General features: G+C 31.9%; 25 protein-coding genes, 1 tRNA gene and 1 rRNA gene. 15 read left to right on the top strand and 12 right to left on the bottom strand.

Annotated features, from left to right (window positions below):
- Window positions 1-101: 101 nt before the first annotated feature.
- Window positions 102-209: ribosomal RNA gene (gene rrf, locus BWZ22_RS09640) — 5S ribosomal RNA — on the top strand.
- Window positions 210-361: 152 nt separating this feature from the next.
- On the opposite strand, the gene BWZ22_RS09645 is transcribed toward rrf, so the two are convergent.
- Together BWZ22_RS09645 and BWZ22_RS09650 are read right to left on the bottom strand one after the other, a co-directional pair.
- Entirely contained in the window at window positions 362-1,297 is a 936-nt protein-coding gene (locus BWZ22_RS09645) for a transposase (RefSeq protein ID WP_076697213.1), read from the bottom strand.
- Between the two features lie 43 nt (window positions 1,298-1,340).
- Window positions 1,341-1,724, bottom strand: coding sequence for a hypothetical protein (locus tag BWZ22_RS09650; protein ID WP_076697215.1), 384 nt, complete (start codon window positions 1,722-1,724; stop codon window positions 1,341-1,343).
- A gap of 530 nt (window positions 1,725-2,254) precedes the next feature.
- Between BWZ22_RS09650 and BWZ22_RS09655 the strand changes: the two genes are divergently transcribed.
- The 9 genes from BWZ22_RS09655 (at window position 2,255) to BWZ22_RS09690 (ending at window position 12,988) form a co-directional block, all read left to right on the top strand.
- Complete coding sequence (locus tag BWZ22_RS09655) at window positions 2,255-3,088, top strand: sensor histidine kinase (RefSeq protein ID WP_198027589.1); 834 nt, start codon at window positions 2,255-2,257, stop codon at window positions 3,086-3,088.
- Window positions 3,085-3,504, top strand: a complete 420-nt coding sequence (locus tag BWZ22_RS16760) for a LytTR family DNA-binding domain-containing protein (protein WP_198027590.1) — start codon at window positions 3,085-3,087, stop codon at window positions 3,502-3,504. Before BWZ22_RS09655 ends, BWZ22_RS16760 begins: the two co-directional genes overlap by 4 nt.
- 63 nt (window positions 3,505-3,567) lie before the next feature.
- Window positions 3,568-3,801, top strand: a complete 234-nt coding sequence (locus BWZ22_RS16765) for a LytTR family DNA-binding domain-containing protein (RefSeq protein WP_232225267.1) — start codon at window positions 3,568-3,570, stop codon at window positions 3,799-3,801.
- Between the two features lie 91 nt (window positions 3,802-3,892).
- On the top strand, window positions 3,893-5,080 hold the full coding sequence (locus BWZ22_RS09665) for a DUF1566 domain-containing protein (protein ID WP_076699650.1): 1,188 nt from the start codon (window positions 3,893-3,895) through the stop codon (window positions 5,078-5,080).
- A gap of 559 nt (window positions 5,081-5,639) precedes the next feature.
- Entirely contained in the window at window positions 5,640-6,536 is an 897-nt protein-coding gene (locus BWZ22_RS09670) for an AraC family transcriptional regulator (RefSeq protein ID WP_076699652.1), read from the top strand.
- Window positions 6,537-6,717: 181 nt separating this feature from the next.
- Complete coding sequence (locus BWZ22_RS09675) at window positions 6,718-7,749, top strand: efflux RND transporter periplasmic adaptor subunit (RefSeq protein WP_076699653.1); 1,032 nt, start codon at window positions 6,718-6,720, stop codon at window positions 7,747-7,749.
- 34 nt (window positions 7,750-7,783) lie between these two features.
- On the top strand, window positions 7,784-10,864 hold the full coding sequence (locus tag BWZ22_RS09680) for an efflux RND transporter permease subunit (protein ID WP_198027591.1): 3,081 nt from the start codon (window positions 7,784-7,786) through the stop codon (window positions 10,862-10,864).
- 14 nt (window positions 10,865-10,878) lie between these two features.
- The gene (locus tag BWZ22_RS09685; RefSeq protein WP_198027592.1) at window positions 10,879-12,234 is read left to right on the top strand and encodes a TolC family protein; all 1,356 of its coding nucleotides are present in this window, start codon (window positions 10,879-10,881) and stop codon (window positions 12,232-12,234) included.
- A gap of 148 nt (window positions 12,235-12,382) precedes the next feature.
- Window positions 12,383-12,988 (top strand): TetR/AcrR family transcriptional regulator, encoded by a 606-nt coding sequence (locus tag BWZ22_RS09690; protein WP_076699658.1) that lies wholly within the window; start codon window positions 12,383-12,385, stop codon window positions 12,986-12,988.
- Between the two features lie 84 nt (window positions 12,989-13,072).
- Here the strand turns inward: BWZ22_RS09690 and uxuA are convergent, their stop codons facing one another.
- Both uxuA and BWZ22_RS09700 read right to left on the bottom strand, forming a co-directional pair.
- The gene (gene uxuA / locus BWZ22_RS09695; protein ID WP_076699659.1) at window positions 13,073-14,251 is read right to left on the bottom strand and encodes a mannonate dehydratase; all 1,179 of its coding nucleotides are present in this window, start codon (window positions 14,249-14,251) and stop codon (window positions 13,073-13,075) included.
- A 19-nt stretch (window positions 14,252-14,270) separates the two neighbouring features.
- Window positions 14,271-15,098, bottom strand: a complete 828-nt coding sequence (locus BWZ22_RS09700; RefSeq protein WP_076699661.1) for an SDR family oxidoreductase — start codon at window positions 15,096-15,098, stop codon at window positions 14,271-14,273.
- Window positions 15,099-15,584: 486 nt separating this feature from the next.
- Between BWZ22_RS09700 and BWZ22_RS09705 the strand changes: the two genes are divergently transcribed.
- Window positions 15,585-16,913, top strand: a complete 1,329-nt coding sequence (locus BWZ22_RS09705) for a dicarboxylate/amino acid:cation symporter (protein WP_076699662.1) — start codon at window positions 15,585-15,587, stop codon at window positions 16,911-16,913.
- Between the two features lie 2 nt (window positions 16,914-16,915).
- The gene (locus BWZ22_RS09710) at window positions 16,916-17,956 is read left to right on the top strand and encodes an isoaspartyl peptidase/L-asparaginase family protein (RefSeq protein ID WP_076699664.1); all 1,041 of its coding nucleotides are present in this window, start codon (window positions 16,916-16,918) and stop codon (window positions 17,954-17,956) included.
- Here the strand turns inward: BWZ22_RS09710 and BWZ22_RS09715 are convergent, their stop codons facing one another.
- The gene (locus BWZ22_RS09715; RefSeq protein ID WP_076699665.1) at window positions 17,957-18,430 is read right to left on the bottom strand and encodes a hypothetical protein; all 474 of its coding nucleotides are present in this window, start codon (window positions 18,428-18,430) and stop codon (window positions 17,957-17,959) included.
- A 159-nt stretch (window positions 18,431-18,589) separates the two neighbouring features.
- Here BWZ22_RS09715 and trxB point away from each other — a divergent pair, with 159 nt between their 5' ends.
- Both trxB and BWZ22_RS09725 read left to right on the top strand, forming a co-directional pair.
- Window positions 18,590-19,570 (top strand): thioredoxin-disulfide reductase, encoded by a 981-nt coding sequence (trxB, locus tag BWZ22_RS09720; RefSeq protein WP_076699667.1) that lies wholly within the window; start codon window positions 18,590-18,592, stop codon window positions 19,568-19,570.
- Between the two features lie 96 nt (window positions 19,571-19,666).
- A tRNA-Pro gene (locus tag BWZ22_RS09725) sits at window positions 19,667-19,741 on the top strand.
- 403 nt (window positions 19,742-20,144) lie between these two features.
- Here BWZ22_RS09725 and BWZ22_RS09730 read toward each other — a convergent pair.
- A complete protein-coding gene (locus BWZ22_RS09730) occupies window positions 20,145-20,405 on the bottom strand; it encodes a hypothetical protein (RefSeq protein ID WP_076699668.1) in 261 nt (86 codons plus the stop codon).
- A gap of 166 nt (window positions 20,406-20,571) precedes the next feature.
- On the opposite strand from BWZ22_RS09730, the gene BWZ22_RS09735 reads away from it, so the two are divergent.
- On the top strand, window positions 20,572-20,856 hold the full coding sequence (locus tag BWZ22_RS09735) for a helix-turn-helix domain-containing protein (RefSeq protein WP_076699670.1): 285 nt from the start codon (window positions 20,572-20,574) through the stop codon (window positions 20,854-20,856).
- Window positions 20,857-22,209: 1,353 nt separating this feature from the next.
- Here the strand turns inward: BWZ22_RS09735 and BWZ22_RS09745 are convergent.
- The 6 genes from BWZ22_RS09745 to BWZ22_RS09770 form a co-directional block, all read right to left on the bottom strand.
- Window positions 22,210-22,896: a hypothetical protein gene (locus BWZ22_RS09745; protein ID WP_076699673.1), complete on the bottom strand. Its 687-nt coding sequence runs from the start codon at window positions 22,894-22,896 to the stop codon at window positions 22,210-22,212.
- The gene (locus BWZ22_RS09750; protein WP_076699674.1) at window positions 22,889-23,380 is read right to left on the bottom strand and encodes a hypothetical protein; all 492 of its coding nucleotides are present in this window, start codon (window positions 23,378-23,380) and stop codon (window positions 22,889-22,891) included. The genes BWZ22_RS09745 and BWZ22_RS09750 overlap by 8 nt, the downstream gene beginning before the upstream one ends.
- A 2-nt stretch (window positions 23,381-23,382) precedes the next feature.
- Entirely contained in the window at window positions 23,383-23,691 is a 309-nt protein-coding gene (locus BWZ22_RS09755; protein ID WP_076699676.1) for a hypothetical protein, read from the bottom strand.
- Window positions 23,692-23,695: 4 nt separating this feature from the next.
- Window positions 23,696-23,971 (bottom strand): hypothetical protein, encoded by a 276-nt coding sequence (locus tag BWZ22_RS09760; protein ID WP_076699677.1) that lies wholly within the window; start codon window positions 23,969-23,971, stop codon window positions 23,696-23,698.
- 81 nt (window positions 23,972-24,052) lie between these two features.
- A complete protein-coding gene (locus BWZ22_RS09765; RefSeq protein WP_157607942.1) occupies window positions 24,053-24,919 on the bottom strand; it encodes a hypothetical protein in 867 nt (288 codons plus the stop codon).
- A 4-nt stretch (window positions 24,920-24,923) separates the two neighbouring features.
- Entirely contained in the window at window positions 24,924-26,207 is a 1,284-nt protein-coding gene (locus BWZ22_RS09770; RefSeq protein ID WP_083692260.1) for a phage integrase SAM-like domain-containing protein, read from the bottom strand.
- Window positions 26,208-26,527 lie beyond the last annotated feature (320 nt).

Below are 26,527 nucleotides of genomic sequence, written 5' to 3' on the forward strand. Positions count from 1 at the left end.
ATATGTTAAAATATTTGCGCAAGTAGCGCGGTTGATAGTTGATAGTTATTAGTTGGAAAAAGATACAACAACTAAAAACTACAAATTAACAACCAACAGTTTAAGGTGGTTATAGCAATGGGGCTCACCTCTTACCATTCCGAACAGAGAAGTTAAGCCCATTAGCGCCGATGGTACTACGTTTGTGGGAGAGTAGGTCATCGCCTTTTTTTGAAACCCTTCATATTATTATGAAGGGTTTTTTTTTGTTTTTACCTCAAATTAGTATACTAAAAAGAGCCTATTTTATTATCTTGATGCTTCATCTGTAAATGATTTCTGAAAATGACGGATCAAGTCCAAAATCTGGGTTTTTACCATTTTAAGAATATAATTTAATCAAGCGATATAAGAAGTATTCCGTATTCCTGACTCCCCTAAATTGAGATCTAAAAGCCTTTACTTTGGCATTAAAGGATTCAGCTGAAGCATTAGTACTTCTGTTTATAAAATAGTTGAGTACAGAGCGGTAATTTAAAGTAATACTATTGGCTACCGTTTGGAAGCTCTTAAATCCTGACTCCTCTACATCTTTGTACCAGTGGGCTAGTTTGGTGTAAGCTACTTTAATATCTATGGCTTGGTTAAAAATATTCCTCAAGCCTTGAACAAGTCCATAAGCTTTCTTTAATTCTGGGTATTCATTAAACAATATCTGTCCCCTCTCTTTCTGATTTGGAGTCCATTTATCTGGGGATTTATACAGTAGATATCTACTCCTGGCCAGGAGTTGTTTTGAGCTATCACCATTAGAAAAAGTTACAGGTTTAAATTCTTTGTCGGCAGCTCTAGATAGCTTTATCTGTTCATTTTCTTGATCCAAAGCTTCCCATCGGTATTTGATACGAAGATCTTGGAGCGCCTCTATTGCCAGCTTCTGTACATGGAACCTGTCTGTTACTTGGATGGCTTTCGGGAAACATTTAGTGGAGATTGTTTTCATAGAGTTAGCCATGTCTAAGGTAATCTCTTTCACTTTAGCACGCTTTTTTGCTGGGATCTTCAAGAGTTGTTCGATAATAGGCTCCACTTTAGTTCCGTGGAATATCCCAACTAAAGCCCCTTTCTTTCCTTTGGCCTTCTTATTGGTAATGATGGTATAGAGCTCTCCCTTGGACAGCGCTGTCTCATCAATGGATAAATAAGAACCTAAGTTTTCAGGGAAAACAAGCCACTGTTTAGCATGACTCTTATGCTCCCATTGCTTAAAATCACTTAAGTGATCCTTATAATGTCTTTGAAGCCTTTTTCCGGACATACCATACTGGCGCCCAAGTTGTTGGCTGCTCAGAGCAGTATTATCAGTCGATTTCTTTTAAAAAAGCAGCAAACTCTTTTGATATTCGAGTTCCCTGTGCAATAAATTCATCCCATTCACGACTTACTTTAATCCTCTTTTTATCAAGTAGAACGTCCCAACGCCTTCGTTTAAGATTTAATGATAGTAGATTGTCTCGAACGGGATAATCCTCGATTATTCGAGGCTCCATGAAGCCACTGGCTTTATACTTGCAATCCTTGTACTTAGATGGTATTTGTTTTTTCTCCTCCAAATATATCGTTAGACGGTTCTCATATAAAACATGCTTTATAGGCTTCTTATCGAATCCAACAATATCAAAATACTCTAATATTCCTTCTGGTAATATTAAACTTAACAAGGATAACTCAGTGTCTTTATTCATCAATATAATTTAAAGTACAAAGAAAATTATTTTTCTCTTTAGACCCAACTTTTGAGATTGATCCAAAATGACTTTAATTCAAATTCGTTTGAAATATAGTAAGCCCTATTCCCAATCCCAAAGATAAATCACATGTCGAAAAGCATTTTTTATTGACCATAACGCACTTTTTGTTGATAATCTTTGAATACCACAACTAGAATCGGCATTTTTGTTTTTTGCTAATTAGTTCAATCTAAATGTATCTTAGCAGTATGAATAAAACAATCTTAAATAAACAGCCTTCTAGTTTTTTTGAGACAATTTTTATCTTTTTATTTTGGTTACTGCTATTTATTTTACCCTTATTTTACCAATGGATTAACAGCAATTTTATACGTTGGAATGTAATTTTTAACATTTGGATTGATTACCTTCCATTATTGATTATATTTTGTGTTAACAGATTTGTATTAACGCCATTTTTATTATTTAAAAATAAAAAGTTTCTCTATCTATTATCTGTAACTATTGTCATTGGACTCACTGTAATGGGGTCAATTTTTATTCGTAAAGAATTTCGTTCTCAAAATACAAACCCGCAACAAAAACAAACAAGACTTCAATTTCCTAATTCTAAAAAAGCCATTAAACCACTAAGAAACTTAGAAAGACAAACAGGTGCTAAAACCTATCCGCCCTATGTAAATTTAATATTATTATCCATTTTATTGGTTGGTTTTGATACAGGAATGAGAACCTCTGTAAAATGGGCGGAAACTCAAAAACAAAAAGCAGAAGTAGAAAAAGAAAACGTTAAAAATGAACTTGCCTTTTTACGCAATCAGGTGAGTCCTCATTTTTTAATGAATACGCTTAATAATATTCATGCCTTAGTTGATTTTGACTCTAAAGAAGCTAAATGTTCTATTGGAAAACTATCGGTTTTAATGCGCCATTTATTATATGAATCTAGCAGCAAACCTATAGCCTTAAGCAAAGAAATTAAGTTTGTTGAGAGTTATGTAGAGCTTATGAAGTTGCGCTTTCATGAAGACGTGGAGATTAAATTAAACTTGCCTAAAGCCCCTCCTGATATTTTTATTCCAACGCTTTTGTTTACGAATATTTTGGAGAATGCCTTTAAATACGGCATAAGTTATGAGCAGAAATCGTTTGTACATATCGACCTATACATTCATGAAAATGAACTTGAATTTACCATTAAAAACAGTGTGCACGAAAAATTAAGAACTGTTGAAAAAACAGGGATAGGTATTGAAAACACCGAAAAACGTTTAAGCTTGCTATATCATGATAACTACGTATTTACACATACAGAACATGAAAATGTATATATTGCGACTATAAAAATACCTATATGATTACTTGCATAGCTGTAGACGACGAACCTTTGGCACTCCGACAAATTGTGTCTTACATAGAGCAAACGCCTTTTCTGCAACTCAAAGGACAATTTACCAATGCATTAGAAGTTACTGGTTTTTTAAAAGAAAATCCTGTCGATTTACTTTTTCTTGATATTCATATGTCCGATTTAAACGGAATGGAATTGGCTAAAACCTTAGAGCATCCTCCAAGAATAATTTTTACTACGGCTTATAGTGAATATGCTGTTGAAGGCTATAAAGTAAATGCCGTTGATTATTTGTTGAAACCTATTGAATATGTCGATTTTTTAACGGCTGCCAATAAAGCGGCAGAAGCCATAAATAAAGAGCAGCAATTGATGCCCGAACTTAAAAAAAGAGATGATTTTTTATTTATAAAATCGGGATAACAACATATTCGAATCCATTTTAATGACATAAAATATCTTGAAGCACAAAAAGAATATGTCGCTATACATGTAATGCAAGGTGAGCCTGTAAAAACCTTAGCACGTCTTAAAAATATTGAAGACATCTTACCAAAAGAGCATTTTATGCGTATTCATCGCTCTTTTATTGTAAATCTTAACCATATTGTTACCGTAGAGCGCAATAGGATCATTTACGGCCCAAAAGATTCTATTGTAGTGAGCGATACCTATCAGGACGCTTTCAAGGCTTTTTTGAGCTCCCATTTCTTCAACTAAAATTTCATTGATAGAAAGTTGCTTTCTATTGATTGTGTTCTTTTTTTAATGTTTAAATATAGACCTTTGGTATAGGTTAAATTTAAAGATTATGAAAAAGCATATAAAAAGCGGAGTTGCAGCACTAAGTATCTGCCTGTCTATGGGCTATTCTGCCGTTGCACAAATAAGCTATCCTATTGTTGATACTGGCGTTACAGCGTTTTATAGTAATAATAGTGAAATTTCAGAGCCTCATGAAGGCGATGCTTTTTACGGACAAGATGCCAACTACAATGGTAATCAGCCTTCATATACCGATAATGGTGATGGTACCGTAACAGATAACGTTACCGGCTTAATGTGGGAACAAGATATGGGGAGCAAAATGACTTTGGAAGAAGCCGTAAAAAAAGCAAATAATTCTACATTAGGAGGCTATAACGACTGGAGGGTACCCACCATCAAAGAGTTGTATTCTCTAATTCAGTTTACAGGTCAAGTTAAAGGAGCAAAATCTAACAAGCTATTTATTGATACCGATTATTTTAATCAACCTATAGGCAACACTAAAATAGGAGAACGTGAAATTGACGCACAAACATGGGCGTCAACAGTGTATGTTGGAAAAACCATGAGAAATGATGCAACCATATTCGGAGTTAATTTTATTGACGGCCGTATCAAAGGCTATCCTAAAATCAATAAAAGAAAACGAAAACCAAATACCATGTATTTCCGATTAGTACGAGGAAACCCAGCGTATGGAAAAAACAATTTTATCGACAATGGCGATGGTACGGTAAGCGACTATGCTACAGGGCTCATGTGGCAAAAGGCCGATGATGGTGTGGCACGTGATTGGGAAGCTGCTTTGGCGTATTCAGAACATTTGGAACTTGCCGGATATTCCGATTGGCGTTTGCCTAATGCCAAGGAACTCCAAAGTATAGTCGATTATTCCAGATCGCCACAAACTACCCATTCACCGGCTATAGATCCTGTTTTTTCTACGACTGAAATTAAAGATCCGGAAGGGAATGGCGGACAATATCCGTTCTTCTGGACCAGTACAACACATTTAGATGGTGTAAACCCAGCTTCTGGAGCAGTTTATATTGCTTTTGGCGAAGGACAAGGGAAAATGAGAAACCAGTTGATGGATGTGCATGGGGCAGGATGTCAAAGAAGTGACCCCAAGAGTGGAAATAAAAATCAATACCCTAAATATTTTGGTCCACAAGGTGATGTTCGTTATGTGTACAATTATGTACGAAGTGTACGGACCATAAAAATGTAAATTGCAATATCTAGCCTTCTATGATTGGTTCATTAGTTATCCGATACCTTTTTAATGGATTGCGTACTAGGTTCTGCTAAGAGCTTTTTTTATTGGATGTGGGTATATTAACGATTTTTCAAAGTGGTTCAATACATAGGCAATGAAGCATTTGTTTGTCTTTACATTATAATTTAAGATAAATATATTACCCGGATTGTAATTGCAATCGTATAGCAGTTCGCAAAAATAATACCTCAGTTTTTTATGGTAAGCAGCTTTTTTGAACTTATGGTTAAGCAGTTTTTTTATGCCTTTTCATCAATTGCAAATTCAATAAAAATCCCTGTAGGTTCGGCCATTCTATTTTATTTGGTTTATAGCTTATGATTGTAATGTTTGCGAGTAAATATAATAATTTTTGCCACAGGCCTAAGGGAAGGAGATGTGATGTATTCATCGCTTTTGATTTCATAATAGACGTATAATTAATTGCTTAATTTTTAGTTAACCTATTTCAGGAAAATTCAGATTTTTAGATAACACAAAAAACATTAAATTGCGTTATAAATAACATGACTTGGCCGATAATACTATAATAAAGCATACTATTCATGAGATTGCAGAAGCTTTAGGAGAGCCTCTACAATCTGGAGACTTTCATGTACATATTTCTCAAAATAAATTTGAAAACATTCCTTTTACTTATCCATTTCGTATAGATAATTATGGTTTGTTAATTGTGCGTCAAGGAAAACTCAATATTCTCTTAAACTTAATTTCATATACAATTCAGAAAAATGAAATTATAGCCTTAACACCTCAAACGGTATTTCATTTACAGGATTATTCAGAAGATTTAGAAATAGCAGCATTGAGCTTTACTGCAGATTTTATTTTTAAAAATTCGTATAAAATTGTTGAAATTGACGCGTTTAGTTTTTTGGTAAATTACCATATACCTAAATTGAAGTTATCATCAAAAGATGTGAAATTATTTGTTAACCTTTTTCAAATAATTAAAGAAAAAAATAATGATAAAACGCTCTTTTGGAATGAAATAATCACCAACTCTTTTGGTGTTGTTATGTATTATTATACTGCAAAATTTAAAGAATCTTACCCTAACCTTGAAATAAAAAAAACAAGATATGAAGAGTTAACATTTCGTTTTTTAAAGTTGTTAAATGAAAACTTTAAAGAGGAACGTTCTGTTCAATTTTATGCAGATATTTTATGTGTTACTCCAGGTCATTTATCAAAAATTCTAAAAGAAGTATCAGGCAAAACGGTTAGTCAATTAATCAATGAAATTGTAGTTATGGAAGCTAAAATAATGTTGGGTAATCATAAACTAACGATTGCTCAAATAGCTAATGAATTACAATTTAGTGATCAATCTGCTTTTGGTAAATTTTTTAAAAAACATACAGGTATCTCTCCTTTAAATTATAGAAAATCTAATATTGAAAAATAGTTTTTTCAAATGGATAATGAAAACTTAAAAATTATTGTATTTAAACCAAAAAATGATGTTTGATAATGGTTTTTAAGTTAAAAATGATTGTTTAGAACCAATTTAAGCTTTGTTTAAACCTGTTTTTTGCACAGATTTATAAATAGTTTTGTAAAGAATTTATTTAAAATCTTTTCAAGCGATGTTAAAAAAACAGATACTTTCCTTATTAGTACTATTACTTATTGTAAGTTGTAATAAATCTAACCAACAGAGTAATAATAACAGCTCTACAAAGCAAATAAAGGTAAGCGTTGTTGAAATAGATAATAAAACAATTGGAGAGACTTTAACCTACAACGGAGCAATAGAACCAAAGGTTTCAACACCTATTAGTTTTCTACTTCCTGGAACTGTTAACTCCATTTATGTTGAAGAGGGAGATTGGGTAAAGAAAGGGCAAATACTTGCCAAAATAGATGATATATCTCAACAAAATGCGTACAAAGGAACTCTTGCAGCCTTAAATCAAGCAAAGGATGCTTTTGATAGATTAAAATCTGTTTACGATAAAGGAAGTTTGCCTGAAATACAAATGCAGGAAGTAACCTCACAATTAGAGCAAGCTAAATCTGCCAACAGCATTGCGTATCAAAATTTACTTAACTGCACTTTAAAGGCGCCAAGTTCGGGCTTTATTGGCTCTAGAAATGTAGAGGTTGGCTCAAGTTCAATACCCGGAAGTCCCGTTTTTAATTTAGTTTCACTAAATGAGGTGTATGTTAAAATTGCGGTTCCTGAAAACGAAATCAATCAACTAAAAAAAGAACAAAAAGTAGCGGTTGTTATACCAGCCATAGGCAATAAAGAATTTTTTGGATACATAGAGAAAATAGGTGTAATAGCCAATATGTTAACAAAAACATACGAAGTAAAAATTCTTCTAAAAAACCCTGATTTGATTATCAAATCTGGTATGGCATGTGATGTTACTATAAAAACAAATCCTCATAACGGTAAAATAACAATTCCCTATCGTTCAGTCTTAAAAGAAGAAAACGGCAGACCCTATGTTTTCAAAGTATTAAAAGATAAAACAGTTTCTAAAATCTATGTAGAATTAGGTGCTTTTATTAACAATAACATAGAAATATTATCAGGTTTAGAAAAAGGAGATGTGATAATTACAGATGGTCAACACAAGCTTTCTGAAAATGATATAGTGATATTTTAACTCATTATTATAATAGTAATTACTTATGAAAAAAATGAATTTTATAGAAGCTACTATGAAGCACCATCAAATTGTATTGGTCATAGTTGCTGTTATGATGCTTTTAGGAATTTATGGGTTAAAAAACATGCCACGTAGGGAGTTTCCAGAGTTTACTGTACGCCAAGGAGTAATTGTTGGTGTTTTTCCTGGGTCAACATCGCTTCAGGTTGAAGAGCAGCTTACCACCGTTGTAGAAGATTATATTTTTGGTTATGAGGAGGTTAACAAACTAAAAACATATTCTCATTCCAAAGAAGGGCAAATGATTATCTATGTAGAATTGAATGATAATGTTAAAAATGCCGATAAATTTTGGTCTAAATTAAGACATGGTTTAAGTGAACTTAAAATGCAGTTACCATCTGGAGTATTGGCTTTAATAGGTAATAACGATTTTGGCGATACTTCTGCATTATTAATAACAATGTCATCAAAAAAACATTCTTACAGAGAACTAGAAGACATAATGAAAGATTTAGAGGCCGAAATTAGAAAGGTAGAAACCGTATCTAAAATAAAGCGTTTTGGTACTCAAAAAGAAGAAATACATATTTATATTAAACCAGAAAAACTCACTAGGTTTAATTTAAAACCCTCTAATATACTGGCATCTTTTAAACTACAAGAGTCTTTAAATTACTCTGGTCAGTTAGATAATGGAGACCTAGTTTTACCTATTCATTTGCCACCAAGGTTTGAGTCTGAAAAAGATTTAGAAGAGCAAATAATTTTTAATGATCAAGATAATAATGCTATACGTTTAAAAGATGTTGCTTACATAGAAAGGCGTTATAAAAAACCTACAAATTACATTCGTAATAATGGTAATAATGCTTTGCTACTTTCATTAGAAATGCAAAAAGGCAATAATATTGTACAATTTGGTGATGAGGTTCAAAACACTTTAGATAATTTCTCTAAGAGCATAGGAGATGATATAAAATTAAATATAATATCCAGCTTACCTCATGTTGTAGATAAATCTATTTCTCATTTTTTAAAGGAATTTGTAATAGCTATTGTTGCGGTAATTATAGTAACCATGTTATTATTACCTTTTAGGGTAGCTGCTGTTGCAGGGGTTTCTATACCAGTTTCTATATTAATAACATTAGGAATTATGCAGTTGGTGGGTATTCAGTTGCATATTGTTTCGCTAGCAGCATTAATAGTGGTTTTAGGAATGGTGGTAGATAACGCAATTGTTGTTATAGATAGTCATGTAGAACTACTTGATCATGGAGAAACACCTTGGAACGCTGCTTGGAAAGCTGCCACAGAACTGTTTGTTCCTGTACTAACAGCTTCGGCAGCAATATCAGCATCTTTTTTTCCTTTAATGTTTTTCTTAACAGGAATAGCCAGCGATTTTGTAGGGACTTTTCCAGTAACTATTGGTATAGCATTATTAATTTCTATGCTAGTAGCGGTTCTATTAGTGCCATTTATGTGTTTCGCTTATATAAAAACAGGGCTTCATAAAGAAGAAAAAAATGATGACAAAAAAAGTGTTTTAGATAGAGTTCAAAACACATTTAATAAGGCATTAAATTTTTGCTTTAAAAACCCTAAACTTACAGTTGTAGGGGGCGTTTTATCAATAATTTTGGGCATTATATTTTTAATGAATGTTGATAGGAAGTTATTTCCTGCAATGGAGAGAAACCAATTTGCTATAGAAGTATACCTACCAGAAGGATCATCAGTTAGTAAAACAGAAAAAGTAATTGATAGTTTAGAAAGTATTTTAAATCAAGATAGTAGAATAACAAATATTGCTAGTTTTATAGGTAATGGTTCCCCAAGATTTAATGCGTTATATGCACCACATTTACCGGCAGAAAACTATGGGCAGTTGTTATTAAATACAGAGTCTGATGAAGCTACCATTAAAGTACTTGATGAGTATACCAAAAAATACAAAGATGCTTTTCCAAGCGCTCATATAAAATGGAAACAATTAGCAATGGAGTCATTTAGTTCTCCCATTGAAATTAGAATAGCTTCTAATAATATTTCAGACTTAAAGAAAGTAGGAAAACAGGTTGCTGAAATACTTAACCAGAATGAAGACCTTACATGGGTAAGACATGATTGGGATGAAAAAAGACCTGGTATTTCTGTTCAATTAAACAAAAATAAAGCTAATCAATTAGGTTATGCAAAATCTTTGGTAGCGTCATCGTTGTTAATTTCTTTAGATGGTTTACCTGTTACAACAGTTTGGGAAGAAGATTATCCAATTAATGTACTTCTATCAAAAGAAGATTATTTAAAAAATAGTATTAATGATTTAAACGATCAATATGTAACTTCTCCGTTAACCTTTGAGTCATTGCCATTAAGAGCCATAGGCAAATTAGAACCAGAATGGACAGAAGGTACAGTGGCTAGAAGAAATGGAGTACGTACACTTACTGTTAAGGCAGATGTAGCAAGGGGTAAATTGGGGGTTACTGCATTTAATGCTGTAAAACCTAAAATAGAAGCTTTACAATTACCTGAAGGTGTTAATATAACTTATGGTGGAGAGCATGAGGCAAATATTGAAAACTATGTTCCTATGGCAAAATCTTTGGGAGTGAGTGTTGTTTTAATATTTTTTATTCTCATGTTTCAATTTAAAACCATTAGAAAATCACTACTAATTATGTCTACAATGTTGCTGAGTATTTTTGGCGCAGGCTTAGGACTACTACTTTTAGGTTACCCTTTTGGTTTTACTTCATTTATGGGCATTATTGGTTTAATGGGTATAGTAGTACGTAATGGTATTATTTTAATTGATTATGCAAGCCAATTGGTAACTACTAATGGAATGTCTTACAAAGAAGCTGCATTAGCAGCAGGAAAAAGAAGAATGCGCCCAATATTTTTAACCTCATTAGCGGCTGCGGTAGGAGTAATACCAATGATTATAAGTGGCTCACCGCTTTGGGGGCCATTAGGTACAGTAATTTGTTTTGGGTTGTTAACAGGTATGGTACTTACCTTATTAGTGTTGCCAATATTATTCTGGAAATCTATTGGGAAAGCAGCCAAAAAAGCAGCTATAAAAGCTAAATTAAATTAATTATGTTAAAAGTAATGGCAAAGAGAAATATTAGTTTATTAGTATTTTTAATAATAGGTATTCAATTATTTGGTCAAGATTATACCTTAGAAAAATGTAAAACATTAGCATTAAAAAATAATTTAAGTATAAAAGAATCAAAATTAAAAATTGATGCAGCTAAAGAGCTAAAGAAAAATGCTTTTACCAATTATTTCCCTAAGGTCAGTGCATCAGCTAGTCTTTTTAAATCATCAAAAAGTTTATTAGAAATTGAAACACCTGAAATGAATTTACCAGTTTATGATGGCAATCCTGAAAATTTGGTAAATCCAACACAGTTTGCATACATTCCGTCATTTTCAATAGAAACTTTAGATTATACAAATTCTGCAGCATTAACAGCAATACAACCCCTTTATGCAGGAGGCAGAATTAAAATAGGAAACAAACTGGCAACTTTAAATAAAGATGTTCAAGAGTTACAGCATGATCTTAATGTAAGTGAAATAATGGTTAAAACAGAAGCGTATTATTGGAATTTGGTAGCTTTAAATGAAAAAAAGAAAACCATAGAAAACTATCAAACACTTTTACAAAATCTTCATAAAGAGGTGAACGATTTTTATGAGGCAGGTTTAACCCAAAAAAGTAACGTGCTAAAAGTAAAGCTTGAGTTAAATAAAATTGAAGGTAATAAACTAAAATTAACTAACGGAATTGATGTTTTAAAAATGGTTTTTGCACAACATCTAGGTCTTGAAGATTACCAAAACCTATCAGTGTTAGATAGTATAATAGATATAAAAAAGCCAAGTGTTTATTATCAAGAACCTCAAATAGCTATTAAAAATAGAAAAGAAACTGCACTACTAAATAAAGCTGTTGAAGCTGAAGTGTTACAAAAAAAGCTATCTAGCGGAGAGCATCTTCCAGAATTAGGTGTTGGTGTTGGTGGATTGTATCTTGATGTAGCATATAATAGCGATTTCTATGGCGTTGTTTTTGCGTCACTATCTATTCCAATATCAGACTGGTGGGGTGGTTCTCATAAACGTAAAGAGCACAATTTTAAAATAGAAATGGCCAAAAATAATCTTGAAGAAAAATCTCAGTTAATGCAAATTCAAATATCTAAAGAATATAAAACATTAACAGAGTCTTATAAGCAGATTGAAATAGCCCAAACATCATTAAATCAATCTAATGAATATTTGCAGGAATTAGAAGACACTTATGATGCAGGCTTAACCAATTTATCAGATTTATTAGAGGCTAAAGCTATAAACCAAGAAGCTAAAGATGCTTTAATTGATGCTAAATCAAAGTATAAGATTAATATAGCAAAATACCTTTTGGCACTTGGAAATTATAGTGTTCTACAAGATTAGTGAAATATTAATTGGCAAAGTTTACTATTTGTAATAGAGCTTTAAAAGGTGTTAAAGAGTATTGTAATTAAGTAAATAAATTGTTTTCGATTAAGATGTTAAGATGAAGCAAATACAAAATACTATTTAAAATGTAAAAAAAGGTGAGATGACCAATTCTAAAAAGCAATTAATATTGAATAGGTCTTTGCTATTATTCTTAAATTATGGCATAAAAGTGGTTTCTATGGATGATATTGCAAATAAATGTGGCATCTCTAAAAGAACTCTTTACAAACTGTTTGATAGTAAATCTGATTTGCTAAAATGCATTGTAGAAAACAAGACAGAAGAATTTTTATTGAAATTGTCTGTAATACATGATAAATCAAAAGATGCTGTAGAAGAATTGTTAGAATATATAAAGCTAATTAGTACTGTTTTTAAATCAATATCCCCCATAACAATAAGAGATTTAAAAAAATACCATATAGATATTTATTTACAGGTTTTACGTTTAAATCCTAATAAATTGCGTCCACTTATAAATAAGAATATGGAGCGGGGAATTAAAGAAGGGCTTTATAACAAGAATTTATTTATTGAGGCGTATGTAAAATCATTTATTAAAATTATAGCAGCTTATTTTAATAGTAGTTCAGAGCAAAAAAAGCTAGAGGAGCATTATCAAATGTTAGACTTTTTTTTCAAACTCTTTTTCAAAGGATTGTTTACAGCTAAAGGATACGAAAAGTTTGAGAAGTATTATGTTTGAGACGTTCTAAAATAGGTTGACAGTTTGATAAAAAAAAGTCAGAAACTTTGTTTCTGACTTTTTTGTGTTTCTGTTTTATAGAATTTAGTTCATGCTGTTTTTTATAGCATATTCTACACCTCGTAGTTCTGCAAGACCACGTAACCTCCCAATACCAGAATATCCTGGGTTTGTTTTCTTTTTTAAATCATCTAGCATTTGATGGCCATGGTCTGGTCTCATAGGTATGATAGCATCTTTTAAGCCTTCAGATGTTCTTTTTCTTTCTTCTAAAAGAGCTTCTTTAATAACGCTATACATATCTACATCTCCTTCTAAATGGTTAGCTTCGTAAAAATTCCCTTTTTCATCACGCTTAGTACTTCTTAAATGTATAAAATGTACTCTATTTGCAAAACGTTTAAAAATTTGTACTAAGTCATTATCGGCTCTAACACCTAAAGAACCGGTGCAATATGTAATACCATTTGCTCTATCTGGTACTTCGTTAAATATGTGAGCATAATCACTTTCTGTACTCACCACACGTGGTAATCCTAAAATAGGGTATGGAGGGTCATCTGGGTGAATACACATTAATACATCATTTTGTGAAGCAACAGGAATTATTTCTTTTAAAAAGGCAACCAAATGTTCACGTAACTTATCGGCATCAATGTTTTTATAAGTATCTAAAATAGTTTGAAACTGTTCTAATGTATAGCCTTCTTCAGCACCAGGTAAGCCGGCAATAATATTGTTAACTAAAGTGGTTTTTTCATCTTCAGATAAACTATTAACATAAGCTTTAGCTTCGGCTTGTTGTTCTTTTGTGTAACTAGATTCTGCTCCCGGACGTTTTAATAAGTAAAGTTCAAAAGCAGCAAAGGCAGTGGTGTCAAAACGTAATGCTTTAGAGCCGTCTTCAACCTCAAAACCTAAATCGGTTCTAGTCCAATCTAAAACAGGCATAAAGTTATAGCAAACAATGTTTATTCCACATTTAGCAAGATTTTCTATACTTTTTTTATAGTTATCTATATATGTTTGAAAATTACCAGAGCGTGTTTTTATATTTTCATGTACCGGAATACTTTCAACAACACTCCACGTTAATCCTACATTTTCAATAGTTTGTTTTCGTTTTTCAATTTCATCAATTGTCCAAATTTCACCATTAGGGATGTGGTGAAGAGCAGATACAATTCCTGTAGCACCTGCTTGTTTTATATCTGATAATGATACGGGGTCATTTGGTCCGTACCAACGCCATGTTTGTTCCATTTTTTAAATAATTTAGTTATTAAACACCACTGTAAGCACTAAAGCCACCATCAATAGGAATAACCACACCAGTTACAAATGATGAAGCATCATCACATAAATAAAGTGTAGTACTTATTAAATCTTCTGGTTCGCCATAACGTCCCATTGGGGTCTGGTCTATAATTTGTTGACCTCTTTGAGTTAAAGAGCCATCTGGGTTAGTTAGTAGCGTTCTGTTTTGCTCAGTTAAGAAAAACCCTGGAGCTAAAGCATTTACGCGAATACCTACTTTTGAAAAGTGAACCGCTAACCACTGTGTAAAGTTTGATACAGCAGCTTTAGCACCACTATATGCTGGTATTTTAGTAAGTGGCGTGTAGGCATTCATTGATGATACGTTAAGAATACTACACCCTTTTTTGCCTACCATATCTTTAGCAAAAATTTGGGTAGGTAATAAGGTACCAATAAAGTTGAGGTTAAAAACAAACTCAATACCCTTAGGGTCTAAATCGAAAAATGTTTTAAAACCTTCAGCAGTATTTGTTAAATCTTCTTCATGTAAGTGTGGATTTGATGTTGTACCTAGCGGATGGTTTCCACCAGCACCATTAACCAAAATATCGCAACTACCTAATTGGTTATTAACTTCAGTTTTGGCATTTTCAAGTGATTCTTTTTCTAATACATTAGCTTTTACACCAATGGCTTCACCACCATTTTTATTTATTTCATCAGCAACTTTTTTAGCTGCTTCAAGGTTAAGGTCTAGCAAAGCTATTTTGTGGCCTTGTTTTGCTAAAGCACTAGCCAATGTGCTACATAAAACACCACCTGCTCCAGTTACTACTACTACTTTACTCATTTATTTATAAATTTAGTTGTTATTCTTTGTTTTAAGATGCGGATGAGCAAATATAAATATAATTTTCGTGTGCGCACACGAAAATTAGGGTTTTCTTTGTCTTAATTCTATCCTTTGTGTGAATAATTTTAAATAAAATAGTTGTGAAATTCATATTAAATAATAAAGAAATCACTAAGTATACTAAGTTTAACAATTGATAAGTAACAAACTGGAGTTACTACATTTAATCGAATAAAAATTCTAAAACTATTAAGGAAGCTAAATTAGCAGTCTTTGAATATATAGAAATATGGTATAATTGAAAATAATTACACTTTTCTTTTTGAGATATAGAACTCTTAAGTTAAGGAAATGAAATTTATCCGATTTTCCCTGTAAGTTCATTGCAATTGCAATGCTTTTTTTTTGTAAACTATAGTCTTATTAAATTAGTTGTTTCAAATTCCGTATGTTTATAATCAGATTAAAACTTTTAATAGAAATATGAAGAAACTAGCATTACATTGGCAAATATTAATAGGAATGGTTTTAGGTGTCATTTTTGGATTCATTATGGCATCAGTAAAAGGGCAAGGGTTCGTGATGGATTGGATTGAACCTATTGGTAAAATATTTGTTAAGCTATTAAAACTCATAGCAGTACCCCTAATTTTAGCATCATTGATAAAAGGAATATCTGATTTAAAAGATATTTCTAAGTTTAAAAACATGGGGCTTCGTACAATAACTTTATATGTTATCACTACTGTTATTGCCATTACTATTGGATTAGGACTAGTTAATACTTTAAAGCCAGGGAATGGTATTACTCAAGAAACAGTAACAATGCTTAAAGAAAAGTATTCTACAAGCGATAAAGCCAAAACCATTTTAAGTAATGCACAACAGCAAAAAGAAGCAGGTCCGCTACAATTTTTGGTAGATATGGTTCCAGATAACGCCGTATTTGCTATGAGTAATAACAAATTCATGTTGCAAGTAATAGTTTTTGCTATTTTATTAGGAATATGTTTACTTCTAGTTCCAGAAGAACAAGCTAAACCTCTAAAAAGCTTTTTCGATTCTTTAAACGAAGTTGTTTTAAAAATGGTTGATTTAATAATGCTTTCAGCACCATATGCAGTATTTGCTTTATTGGCAACGGTTGTGGTTTCTGCAGATGATCCGGATATCCTTTTTGCTCTATTAAAGTACGCGGGGGTTGTTGTTTTAGGATTGGTTTTAATGATTTGTTTCTACTTATTATTAGTGTCAATTTATGCTAAAAAATCACCATTATGGTTTATAAGTAAAATAAGTCCAGCACAATTATTAGCATTTTCAACTAGTAGTAGTGCCGCCGCTTTACCTGTAACTATGGAACGCGTAGAAGAACATGTGGGGGTAGATAAAGAAGTAGCAAGTTTTGTATTGCCTGTAGGAGCAACTATTAATATGGATGGTACAAGTTTGTATCAAGGGGTAGCAGCCGTTTTTATTATGCAGGTTTTATGGCCAGAAGGATTAGTTTTTAGTAACCAATTAATGATTATATTAACCGCTTTGTTAGCTTCTATTGGTAGTGCTGCTGTTCCTGGAGCAGGTATGGTTATGTTGGTAATTGTATTAGAAGCTATAGGGTTTCCTTCCGATTTATTGCCTATAGCACTTGCTTTGATTTTTGCAGTTGATAGACCTTTAGATATGTGTCGTACTACAGTGAATGTTACAGGAGATGCTACCGTTTCTACAGTCATTGCCAAATCATTAGGTAAATTAGGAGAACCACATGTAAAAAATTGGGATGATAACTATCTTGTTAAAAAGCAATAACCATGAAAAAAATAATATTGGTTTTTATTATTGGTTTTATAATTATTTCATGTAATTCTGAAGTAAAAACAAATGATAAAACGCCTAAAAGAGACCCAAATTCATTTGCTATTGTAATTCATGGTGGGGCAGGAAATGGTATTGTTCCTGAAAATTTGAATGAGGAAAAACAAAAAGTATATAAAGATAAGCTTCAAGAGGCTCTTAATGCAGGATATTTTGTTCTTGAAAAAGGCGGGAAATCTATAGATGCTATACAAGAAGCCATTAAAGTTTTAGAAGATTCACCTCTATTTAATGCTGGTAAAGGTGCCGTGTTTAATAGTGAAGGTAATCAAGAAATGGATGCTTCTATAATGGACGGAAAAACATTAAATAGTGGTGCCGTAGCAGGTATAAATCATGTTAAAAATCCTATTTTGGCAGCAAGAATGGTTATGGATAGTACTAAGCATGTAATGCTTTCTGGTAAAGGTGCCGAAAGAATTATGGAAAAATTGGGGTTAGAAATGGTAGATAGTAGCTATTTTTTTACTTCAAACAGGTATAATCAATTAAAACGATTACAAGGCAATCAAACAAGAGTAGTTAATACTTCAAATGAAAATATTTTAAATGATAACAAATACGGAACCGTAGGTGCTGTTGCAATAGATAAACAAGGTAATATAGCAGCAGGAACTTCTACAGGAGGAATTGCAAATAAAAAGTATGGAAGAATTGGAGACTCTCCAATAATAGGAGCTGGTACCTATGCTAATAATATTACTTGTGGAATTTCATGCACTGGAACTGGTGAATATTTTATTAGAACCGTAGCAGCGCATGAGGTTTCAAATTTAATACAATACAAAAACACACATCCTATGGAGGCACTACATGAGGTTATTTTTAATCAGATAGCTCCATTAGGAGGTGAAGGCGGTATGATTTTGTTAGATAAATACGGTAACGTTTTTTGGGATTTTAATACCAAAGGCATGTTTAGAGGTTATAAAAAATCTACCGGAGATAATGTTATTGAAATATTTAATTTAAACTAGCTAATCTACTCTTATATAGTTTTCAGCATAAATGTAATTTCCTAAACTATCAACTTCAATTTGAGTGAATTTGTCTTTTGAAATTATAATATTAAAATTCCATTTATTACTAATTTTTAAACGTTTATTTAATGGTTTAGAGCCATAATCTAATTTTTCGGTTAAAATACCGTCTTTAAAGGTATAATCGCCAACTCCAAACCAATCTAAAGAATCCCAAGTTCGTAATTTACTCCACATAACCTTGGTTTTAGAAAACATTTTTCTTTGTTTAATTTCGTTAGAAGATTTAATGGTGTCTACTATTCCATTGCCTCTGTAGTTTATATAACTATCTATTTCCCATGCTCCTTCAAGCGTATATTCTTTAGTGGCTTGTTGAGGTTCTGTTTGCGTGTCATTTTGTTTGTTATTAGTGTTGCAGCTTGTTAAGGCAAATAACACAATAAACGTAAAGTATAGAAGCTTTTTCATGTCTATTGAGTTTAGGTGGTTATTCTTAAATTTACAAAAAAAACCAACACCAACTTCATTCTATAGATTTTAAATATGCAGTTATAAGAAAGTGTTAATAACTTCTATGTAAGTTTTACATCAAAAATTCTACATTTGTTATACTAAATAAATAAAATTATGGCAGAAGATATAGAAAGAGTTAAATGTTTAATTATTGGTTCAGGACCTGCGGGTTATACAGCAGCCATTTATGCAGCAAGAGCCAATATGAATCCTGTATTATATCAAGGATCTCAACCTGGTGGACAATTAACAACTACTAATGAAGTAGAAAATTTCCCAGGATATCCAGAAGGAATTACAGGACCAGAAATGATGATGCAGTTACAAGCGCAAGCTAAACGTTTTGAAACTGATATTCGTGATGGCTGGGTTACAAAAGTTGATTTCTCAGGTGATATTCATAAAATATGGGTAAATGATACAAAAGAAATACATGCAGATACTGTAATAATTTCTACAGGAGCATCTGCTAAATATTTAGGTTTAGAATCAGAACAAAAATATTTAAAGCTAGGAGGAGGCGTATCAGCCTGTGCCGTTTGTGATGGGTTTTTCTACAAAAACCAAGAAGTTGTAATTGTAGGAGCCGGAGATTCAGCTTGTGAAGAAGCTCATTACTTATCTAAGTTATGTAAAAAAGTAACTATGATTGTAAGGCGAGATGAGTTTAGAGCCTCTAAAATTATGGAAGCTAGAGTAAGAAATACAGAGAATATAGAAATACTTCATAACACAGAAACCGATGAGGTTTTAGGAGACGGACAAGTAGTAACAGGCGTTCGTGTTTTTAACAATAAAACAGGAGAAAAGCACGTAATACCAGCCACAGGTTTCTTTGTAGCTATTGGTCACAAACCTAATACAGACATTTTTAAGGATTATTTAGATTTAGATGAAACAGGTTATATTATAAATAAACCAGGATCTTCAAAAACCAATGTAGAAGGTGTTTTTGTATCAGGTGATGCGGCAGACCATGTTTACAGGCAAGCAGTAACAGCAGCAGGAACAGGTTGTATGGCAGCACTAGATGCAGAACGTTATTTAGCAGCAAAAGATGCTAATTTTGAAGTATCTACTTCGTCTTATAATTAAAAAGAATAATTATTTTTAAAAAAGCCAAAGTGTTTTGCTTTGGCTTTTTTTGTAAATATTAAAAAATGTGTTTTCTTTGAAAACTAATTTTTAAATCGGGATGTGGCGCAGTCCGGTTAGCGTACACGGCTGGGGGCCGTGTGGTCGCAGGTTCAAATCCTGTCATCCCGACGAATGAAAACCTTAACTAATTGATAATAATATAGTTGAGGTTTTGTTGTTTTTAAAATTGCGCCATAAATGCGCCTTTAATATAACTTAACTAAAAAAGGGGCAATAATTCCCCCTTTTTATCAGCTTAAATATTCAAGGCTTCTATAGCCGTTGAAGTTACGCTAAAATACAAATATTATTATCACTTTTTAAATTTTCGGTGACTCCACAAAAAAGCCTGTTTTGTTGTTTTGTTTTGCCATAAAATTGTACACTTTTAATAAAGGTGCAAAATGTAGGAAAATAATAATTGTCATTAAATAATATTTTTTATAATACCGAAGATTATCGGTAATAAAAAAAGGGCGTAAATTTCTTTACACCCAAATGAATAATTCTATTAAAAATGATATGAATTTATCTACATATCTATTTTATTAGTGGTTTTATAAGATTCCCAAAGCTCTTTTAGTTTTATAATAAATTCGCTTTGAAATGTTGATAGGTAAATAACCTCTTGCACATTGTCTGAGGGGAAACCTGAGTCTGGGTCAAATGAAGCCGCTAGAAATGCATTAAGTAGCTCGTTTTGATTGGCTAGGTGGTAACCCAATGAGGCAAAGTTGAAAAATTCATCTAGTAAATTGTAAAATTGTTTGTTTTGTTCAGTACTAACTTTCATTGTATTATAATTAGAATTAATAAATAATTTACATAAAACGTATATTAAAACATTTCAAATATACGTAATAATACAATTAATACAACATTCATTGTAAATTATTATTAATAATATTTACGTATAGCGTAAATTATGTATCTTTGTTATGCTAAATATTATTAATAATATGAACGTATTAAGAATAAAAGAGCTATTGAAGGAAAAAGGTGTGACTGGAAAGGATTTAGTTGGTAAAATTGGTATTACTGAAACCAGCCTTTCAAGAATTATCAAAGGAGAACAACAACCCAGATTTGAATTGTTAATGGATATTGCTAAAGAGTTAGACGTAGATATCCGAGATTTATTTAACACAACAAAAGATAATGGAAAAGATTCAAAAGAATTATTTATATTCAAAGAAGGTAAATATGTTTCCATTGGTGAATTAGATCTATCGAAATATTTTTAATCACTATTCGGATTTTAGAATTACATTTTCCTTTCAAACCTCAACAACGGCTACAAGTACAAAGAATTTTCAACAAGATATGTAGATGAGAATTTGTAATGAGTAAATCGGAGTAAGGTAGCAGTTTAAAAAACCTAAAAAGTTTCAACTCAATTTTCAACAAATACCCCATACCCTTATAATTTATCGTTTTTCCTTTTTCCTGGAGCTTCTAGTATAATCTATACCCTCCCATAGAGTAACACACATAGAATTTTTTTATTCACACTATAAATTATGAGCTGCTTTATTAGTACAATAAATCTCTGGAACCATTAGTAAAATACATAAGTGGCAAAGTTCAGAACTTATATTATTATGTTTTTATTATGTTTCTATTTTTATGTAGGGGGTGGTCTCTTTTGTGTAGTCAGCTTATAAAAAACGAAATAGGCGCTACTTCGATTATTCGTTTTATCTTTTAAAACTTATTTCATAGTTGTATTTCATCTGCTACAAGTAATAACATTTTAAAACTTTTATCAATGAATTAAATATAAATAAGGTTACTGAGTTTTAAAACCTAATAATTCATATAACCATGAATGCAATTTCAAAACAGTAAAAAATATTAAGCAAAACCAAAATACAGCAAATAAAGCCATACCTAAAAGAAACCATGCGCTCGCTTTTCCCTTTTCGTGGTTCAGTTGGTTGTTCGGATTGGACTCCCGAACGTTCTTGAACGCTTGAAGTCTCGCTCTCTCGTTCTCTGACATTTTCAGGGGTGTTTGATTTCGCTTCTCTTGGACGTTTTTAAAAGCCAGAAGCCTTAGTCGTTCCAACCGTGTCATTTTTGAATTTAAATTGTCCTTATTCATCAAATTTAGCCTGTTGATTCTTTGATTCTTTGTATTGCTTCAGAGCAATTAATGCAAGTATTTCCCCTCTTGTTAAGGGTTTCTGTTGTGGAGTTTTGTTGTTCTTGGTTTTCATAAAAGGGATGATTCATTGCTAATTTAGTTTATTTTATCTTTTTTAGTAAATGAGGGCTTTAAAACTAAATGTTACGGATTGTTAATTATTTTACGTTTTGTGATTTTTTCTTAGAAGACTGAGTAGTAAATTAAAAAAAACATACACGACCATAACACGACCTATAAAAAAGGGTTTTCTGGATTTATTTTTTAGTTTCATTTTACTTTCAAACTTTTTTTCAAAACTACACGACCTATAGAAAGATACTATAGGAAGCTACTATAAGAAGATATTATAGAAAGCTACTTTAAACGCGCTTGCCGGCGCTTAGATACTATAATAAAGTCGACGACGACAAAAAAAGAAAAAAATTTCGCCAAAAAAGAAAAAGATACGCTAGCGGTTTTCAATTTTGTTTAAAGCTTTGTTAATAGCGTTTTGTGTTTCAAACCTTAGTTGCTTTTCTCTGGTTGATTTACGCCTCTTTTCTGCCTCGTATACTAAACTATCAAGGTCTAACTTAAAAGAAACATAAAAGCCTCTAGTGTATCTGCTGTAATGTGTTAAATGCCAATTCAGGATTAGTTCCTTTTTAATCTTGCCTAGTTGATATTCATTATTATATTTTGAAATAGCATCTGATAAACCGATAACCTCGTTATGAACTTTTTCTTGTCCGTCCATTCTACTAATCCAATAGTTATTTGTGACTTTACAATATGTTTTGTTCTGGACAATACTTTTTAATGCAAGAAATCCAAGAAAGCATACTTTATCAAATTCTTCCTTATAATTATTATAGAAATCTAGGAGCATTTCTATAGATATTCCAACTTTGGGGCTTTTGATTGGAATACTGTTGTAAAGTTCTTCCCCATTTTCAAAACTGGATTTATCTAAAATAAATGGAATCTTAAAGTATTTATTAGCAATTTTAAAAGCTTGATAAGGGGGGGCTAAATCATGTTTTAAACTATGCGTATAACAGCCATAACACATTATATTATACAAACACTTAGTATCGTCAATAAGAAACCCTTTTAAAAGTTGTATAGGAAAATTTATGTACCTGATTTTACTCATTGACTTCAAATTTTAGGTTATACCAATTAATAAAGTCAGTAAAATTTCGGGCAATAAAGTAAAACCCTCCAGCTTTCTTTATCTGAGCTTCATAGGCTTGCTGTGCTTCACTTTGTCGGTCTTTACCAATCTTTACTTCTATTTTTACCGAATAACCTTTAATTGTAGCTGAAATATCGGCTGTGCCGTTGTTTCCTGTTCCTTTAATCCATTTAATGCTGCCAACTGTTCTCACCCTGCCAAGTACATCAATGGAATTTTTTCGGTTATCTTTAATCCTACCTGTATTATTGATCCGCTCTGCTTGATGCTCTTTCAGATTTAAAAAGTCTACGATGCATTTTGTAAGTCCATTTGCTGTGTCGTCCCTGTATTTTATTTTAGGTGGGTAAGGAAAGTTAGGATGGTGTTCTACATTTACTTTTTGAGCCAATTTTTCAAGTTTCTTGACTGCTTCAGGCTTTTTGTATCTAGTATTTTCCATAATTAAAACAAGCTTAACTGGTTAGATTGTTGGTGATACTTTGGATTTGTTGATAGATACCAAGCTAAATGATTTGTTGCTTGACAATATGCCTTTTTAACTTCTACTAGCACTCCCATTTTTTGTAATATCCTTTTATAGCGGCAAATGTTTTTTTGAGGTACACCTGTTGCTTTGGCGACCATAGAGTTTGTGGCAATGTGATCGTGTAAATACTTAAAGATGGTTTTTAATTGAGTGTGTTTATTTGTATCTTGCCCTTGTCTCGTTCTAAAAGACTTATTAAGGCTTTGGTTAGTTGCTGCTTCCATAGCCTTATTTTTTTAGTTTGGTAAACGCATTTATCAATTGTGATTTTTTATAAAATCGTTTCCCTCCAATGGAGAACAAATCAATTATGCCTTCCTTTTCATACTTCCATAAGGTGCTACTTGACGCAAGTTTTCCCCTCACCTCGGTTTTTGGAATGAAGTCAGCTAATGGGTCTGTATTTGATGCTGATTTGTTAACATTGGGTTGTGTTGAAAGAGCGTCTATTTTTTCGCCTAGTACTTTAATTTCTTGTTGTAATGTTTCAAAAGGATTTTGCATTTCGTATTGTCTTTATAAATTCAAAGACAAAAATGAATAGAATAGAGTAGTACAAAAAACTAGTACTGTACTAAAGTAGTACTAAGTTTTATTGAAATGGTTTAAGAACCAAAGACTAGGCTTACAATTTTCATTTTGTAAACGCTTTAATACATCATCAATGATTTCTGTATTATGACGAAGGTTTTTTGTTTTGTTTACTCCTTCATTATAGTCTTTAATTGTACATTTTAAGTATTGTTCATCCAAGCCAGTTTCTACAGAGATGTGGTTAAACGATTTGGTATTACCTATTATAGTTTGAGTTTTTGAAATTACTAAGTATTTATCAAGCTCTCCTTTTGCAAGGGCTATACCGATATTAAGTAAGTGTTTATATTTTTTAGTCTTTTTTAGATTTGATTTGTTAAATGAGTCAGAATGAATTATTGGATAATATTCTTTTAGTAAAAGTTCCCAACAGTTAATAAAATAACCTGTTTTCTTTCCGTATTCGTATAAATCTATTGGAAAGGAATAAAATTCTTGCGGGGTATTTTCATCAACTAGCACTATTAAACTATTATCACCATTATATTTAAAATACTCTGAATAATCTAAATTATTAAAATCTATTTTTAGTTGGCGAAACAGCTTTTCACAATTTAGGGAAGACCTTAATTTTAAACCTTCTTTATAACCTTGAATGTACCTTTCTATTTGGCTGTAGTAAGCTTTACTGTGTTCTGAATGATTTAGGTTATCTCCTTGAAAATAATTATAGCTTTCTGTTTTAAAAAGTAGCGGTTGGTTAAATAACTTTTCTTTAAGAATTTTGAAAAATGATTTTAAAAAATGTGCTTCCTTGTCAAAGCCAAAGCTCGGGATTATTTTTTCATTGTATTCTTTCTTAATATCTTCAGGGAGCATGTTTAGATTGTAGTTCTTCCAATTAAGAAATATCTCCATTGTGTTATTTTTTAGCATTTAATAATAAATCGTAGGCTTCAAACGCCGTGTCTTTACTTGTTTTTCCTATGTAAGCTAACAGCATAGCCTCTGTTCCGTGTCCTGTTATGTTCTTTAGATAGGTCGTGGGTATTTTACCGTAAAAGTTAGTAGCAAAACTTCTACGTCCTATGTGGCTACTAACAAGTAGGTGTTTTTCATATTCACCCTCTATACCTCTAAAATCGTTCTTTGTGGCTTTCGTTTTATCTTCTGCAATGCATTCTCTTATCTTACCTCTAAACTTTTCTTTTAACTCGGCTTTAAGGCAAACTTTTTTAATGTAATTGTTGTACTTCTGGGCTGAAATGCTACGGGGAAATTCTCCATTTCGTTTATCTAATATTTCAATAACATCCGGTAGCAGAGGGATTGTAACCGCTTTACCTGTTTTCACTTGTTTTACATCTAAAAAGTATTTTCCTTTGTGTTTCCGTATCATTTGCTTAGTAAAACGCATAAAATCAGAAACTCTTTGTCCTGTATAGCAGCTAATGATTAGCCAGTCTTTTGCATTTTCTAAATGCTCAGGCAGATCCTTAACACCTTTAATTTCCTCGAGATCATCGAATGTTAAATATATTTTTGCTGTAGGTGGTTTTTTTAACCTTGCTTTAAGATTGTCCAGTTCTGGGCTTACTTCAATGTTTTTGCTTCGTGCGTGAGTGCAAACCATTTTAACGTAGGCAAACTCTTTTTCGATAGTATAATTTGAATACCCTTGATTTTTACACCATTCTATAAATCCTTTTAAGAAATTCTCGTTAACATCCTTTATTTCAAATTGTTTTCCTGTTATGTCTTGGAATATCTGAACTTTATTCCTTACGGTTATCCACTTTTGATATGAGTGTATTTTTTCTTTTAATTCACTACCACGTTGTTTTAAGTAGTAATCCCAATAAGCAATTAAATTATGGGGGATAACCTCAAAGTCTTCAGGTTTGGGAGGGTTATAGTAATCGTTTACAGTTTTCTTTAACCAATCTTTGTCAATTGTAGAAGGGTCTATCTTTTCAATCTCGTTGAGTACGTATGTTTTTAACTCTTTAGTATGTTCATCAATATCCTTTTTTAAATTAGATTTGAGAACATCCCTGAAGTTAATGCCTTTTTTATACTCATCCCAAAATGATTTTGGCGTTTCTATTTTTGTGGGGACTTCGATTGAAGTCGAACCATGTCGAAAACGTAAACGTAAATATGCCACGTTCTTTTTTGAACGATATGAAAAAGATAAGATAAACACAATTGAATATTTAAGCTATATCGAATATACGAAAAATGCGCCATAAATGCGCCATAAAAACGAACAAAAACAAATAGGTTAAAATATTTTAATAAAATTAATGTTCGTAAAGTCTTTTAAATATTGAAATATGTTATGTTTTCTTGTTTTTATTAAAATCGTGCTGTTCGGTAATTTGTAGTACTGTCATCCCGACAAAAAGGGTGTCAACGGACATCAATAAAAAGCTAACTATATGATTTTCAGTGATTTTAATTTTTGTTGATTTCATATAGTTGGCTTTAAAATCAAAACAAAAGTTACCTATTCGGTTACCTATC

Source organism: Seonamhaeicola sp. S2-3, assembly GCF_001971785.1.
Classification (GTDB): Bacteria; Bacteroidota; Bacteroidia; order Flavobacteriales; family Flavobacteriaceae; genus Seonamhaeicola.

Excerpts from the sequence above, each read along its gene's own strand:
- BWZ22_RS09645 (WP_076697213.1), bottom strand. The coding sequence starts at position 1,297 with ATGTCCGGAAAAAGGCTTCAAAGACATTATAAGGATCACTTAAGTGAT.
- BWZ22_RS09650 (WP_076697215.1), bottom strand. The coding sequence starts at position 1,724 with ATGAATAAAGACACTGAGTTATCCTTGTTAAGTTTAATATTACCAGAA.
- BWZ22_RS09655 (WP_198027589.1), top strand. The coding sequence starts at position 2,255 with ATGGGGTCAATTTTTATTCGTAAAGAATTTCGTTCTCAAAATACAAAC.
- BWZ22_RS16760 (WP_198027590.1), top strand. The coding sequence starts at position 3,085 with ATGATTACTTGCATAGCTGTAGACGACGAACCTTTGGCACTCCGACAA.
- BWZ22_RS09665 (WP_076699650.1), top strand. The coding sequence starts at position 3,893 with ATGAAAAAGCATATAAAAAGCGGAGTTGCAGCACTAAGTATCTGCCTG.
- BWZ22_RS09675 (WP_076699653.1), top strand. The coding sequence starts at position 6,718 with ATGTTAAAAAAACAGATACTTTCCTTATTAGTACTATTACTTATTGTA.
- BWZ22_RS09680 (WP_198027591.1), top strand. The coding sequence starts at position 7,784 with ATGAATTTTATAGAAGCTACTATGAAGCACCATCAAATTGTATTGGTC.
- BWZ22_RS09685 (WP_198027592.1), top strand. The coding sequence starts at position 10,879 with ATGGCAAAGAGAAATATTAGTTTATTAGTATTTTTAATAATAGGTATT.
- BWZ22_RS09690 (WP_076699658.1), top strand. The coding sequence starts at position 12,383 with ATGACCAATTCTAAAAAGCAATTAATATTGAATAGGTCTTTGCTATTA.
- uxuA (WP_076699659.1), bottom strand. The coding sequence starts at position 14,251 with ATGGAACAAACATGGCGTTGGTACGGACCAAATGACCCCGTATCATTA.
- BWZ22_RS09700 (WP_076699661.1), bottom strand. The coding sequence starts at position 15,098 with ATGAGTAAAGTAGTAGTAGTAACTGGAGCAGGTGGTGTTTTATGTAGC.
- BWZ22_RS09705 (WP_076699662.1), top strand. The coding sequence starts at position 15,585 with ATGAAGAAACTAGCATTACATTGGCAAATATTAATAGGAATGGTTTTA.
- BWZ22_RS09710 (WP_076699664.1), top strand. The coding sequence starts at position 16,916 with ATGAAAAAAATAATATTGGTTTTTATTATTGGTTTTATAATTATTTCA.
- BWZ22_RS09715 (WP_076699665.1), bottom strand. The coding sequence starts at position 18,430 with ATGAAAAAGCTTCTATACTTTACGTTTATTGTGTTATTTGCCTTAACA.
- trxB (WP_076699667.1), top strand. The coding sequence starts at position 18,590 with ATGGCAGAAGATATAGAAAGAGTTAAATGTTTAATTATTGGTTCAGGA.
- BWZ22_RS09730 (WP_076699668.1), bottom strand. The coding sequence starts at position 20,405 with ATGAAAGTTAGTACTGAACAAAACAAACAATTTTACAATTTACTAGAT.
- BWZ22_RS09735 (WP_076699670.1), top strand. The coding sequence starts at position 20,572 with ATGAACGTATTAAGAATAAAAGAGCTATTGAAGGAAAAAGGTGTGACT.
- BWZ22_RS09745 (WP_076699673.1), bottom strand. The coding sequence starts at position 22,896 with ATGAGTAAAATCAGGTACATAAATTTTCCTATACAACTTTTAAAAGGG.
- BWZ22_RS09750 (WP_076699674.1), bottom strand. The coding sequence starts at position 23,380 with ATGGAAAATACTAGATACAAAAAGCCTGAAGCAGTCAAGAAACTTGAA.
- BWZ22_RS09755 (WP_076699676.1), bottom strand. The coding sequence starts at position 23,691 with ATGGAAGCAGCAACTAACCAAAGCCTTAATAAGTCTTTTAGAACGAGA.
- BWZ22_RS09760 (WP_076699677.1), bottom strand. The coding sequence starts at position 23,971 with ATGCAAAATCCTTTTGAAACATTACAACAAGAAATTAAAGTACTAGGC.
- BWZ22_RS09765 (WP_157607942.1), bottom strand. The coding sequence starts at position 24,919 with ATGGAGATATTTCTTAATTGGAAGAACTACAATCTAAACATGCTCCCT.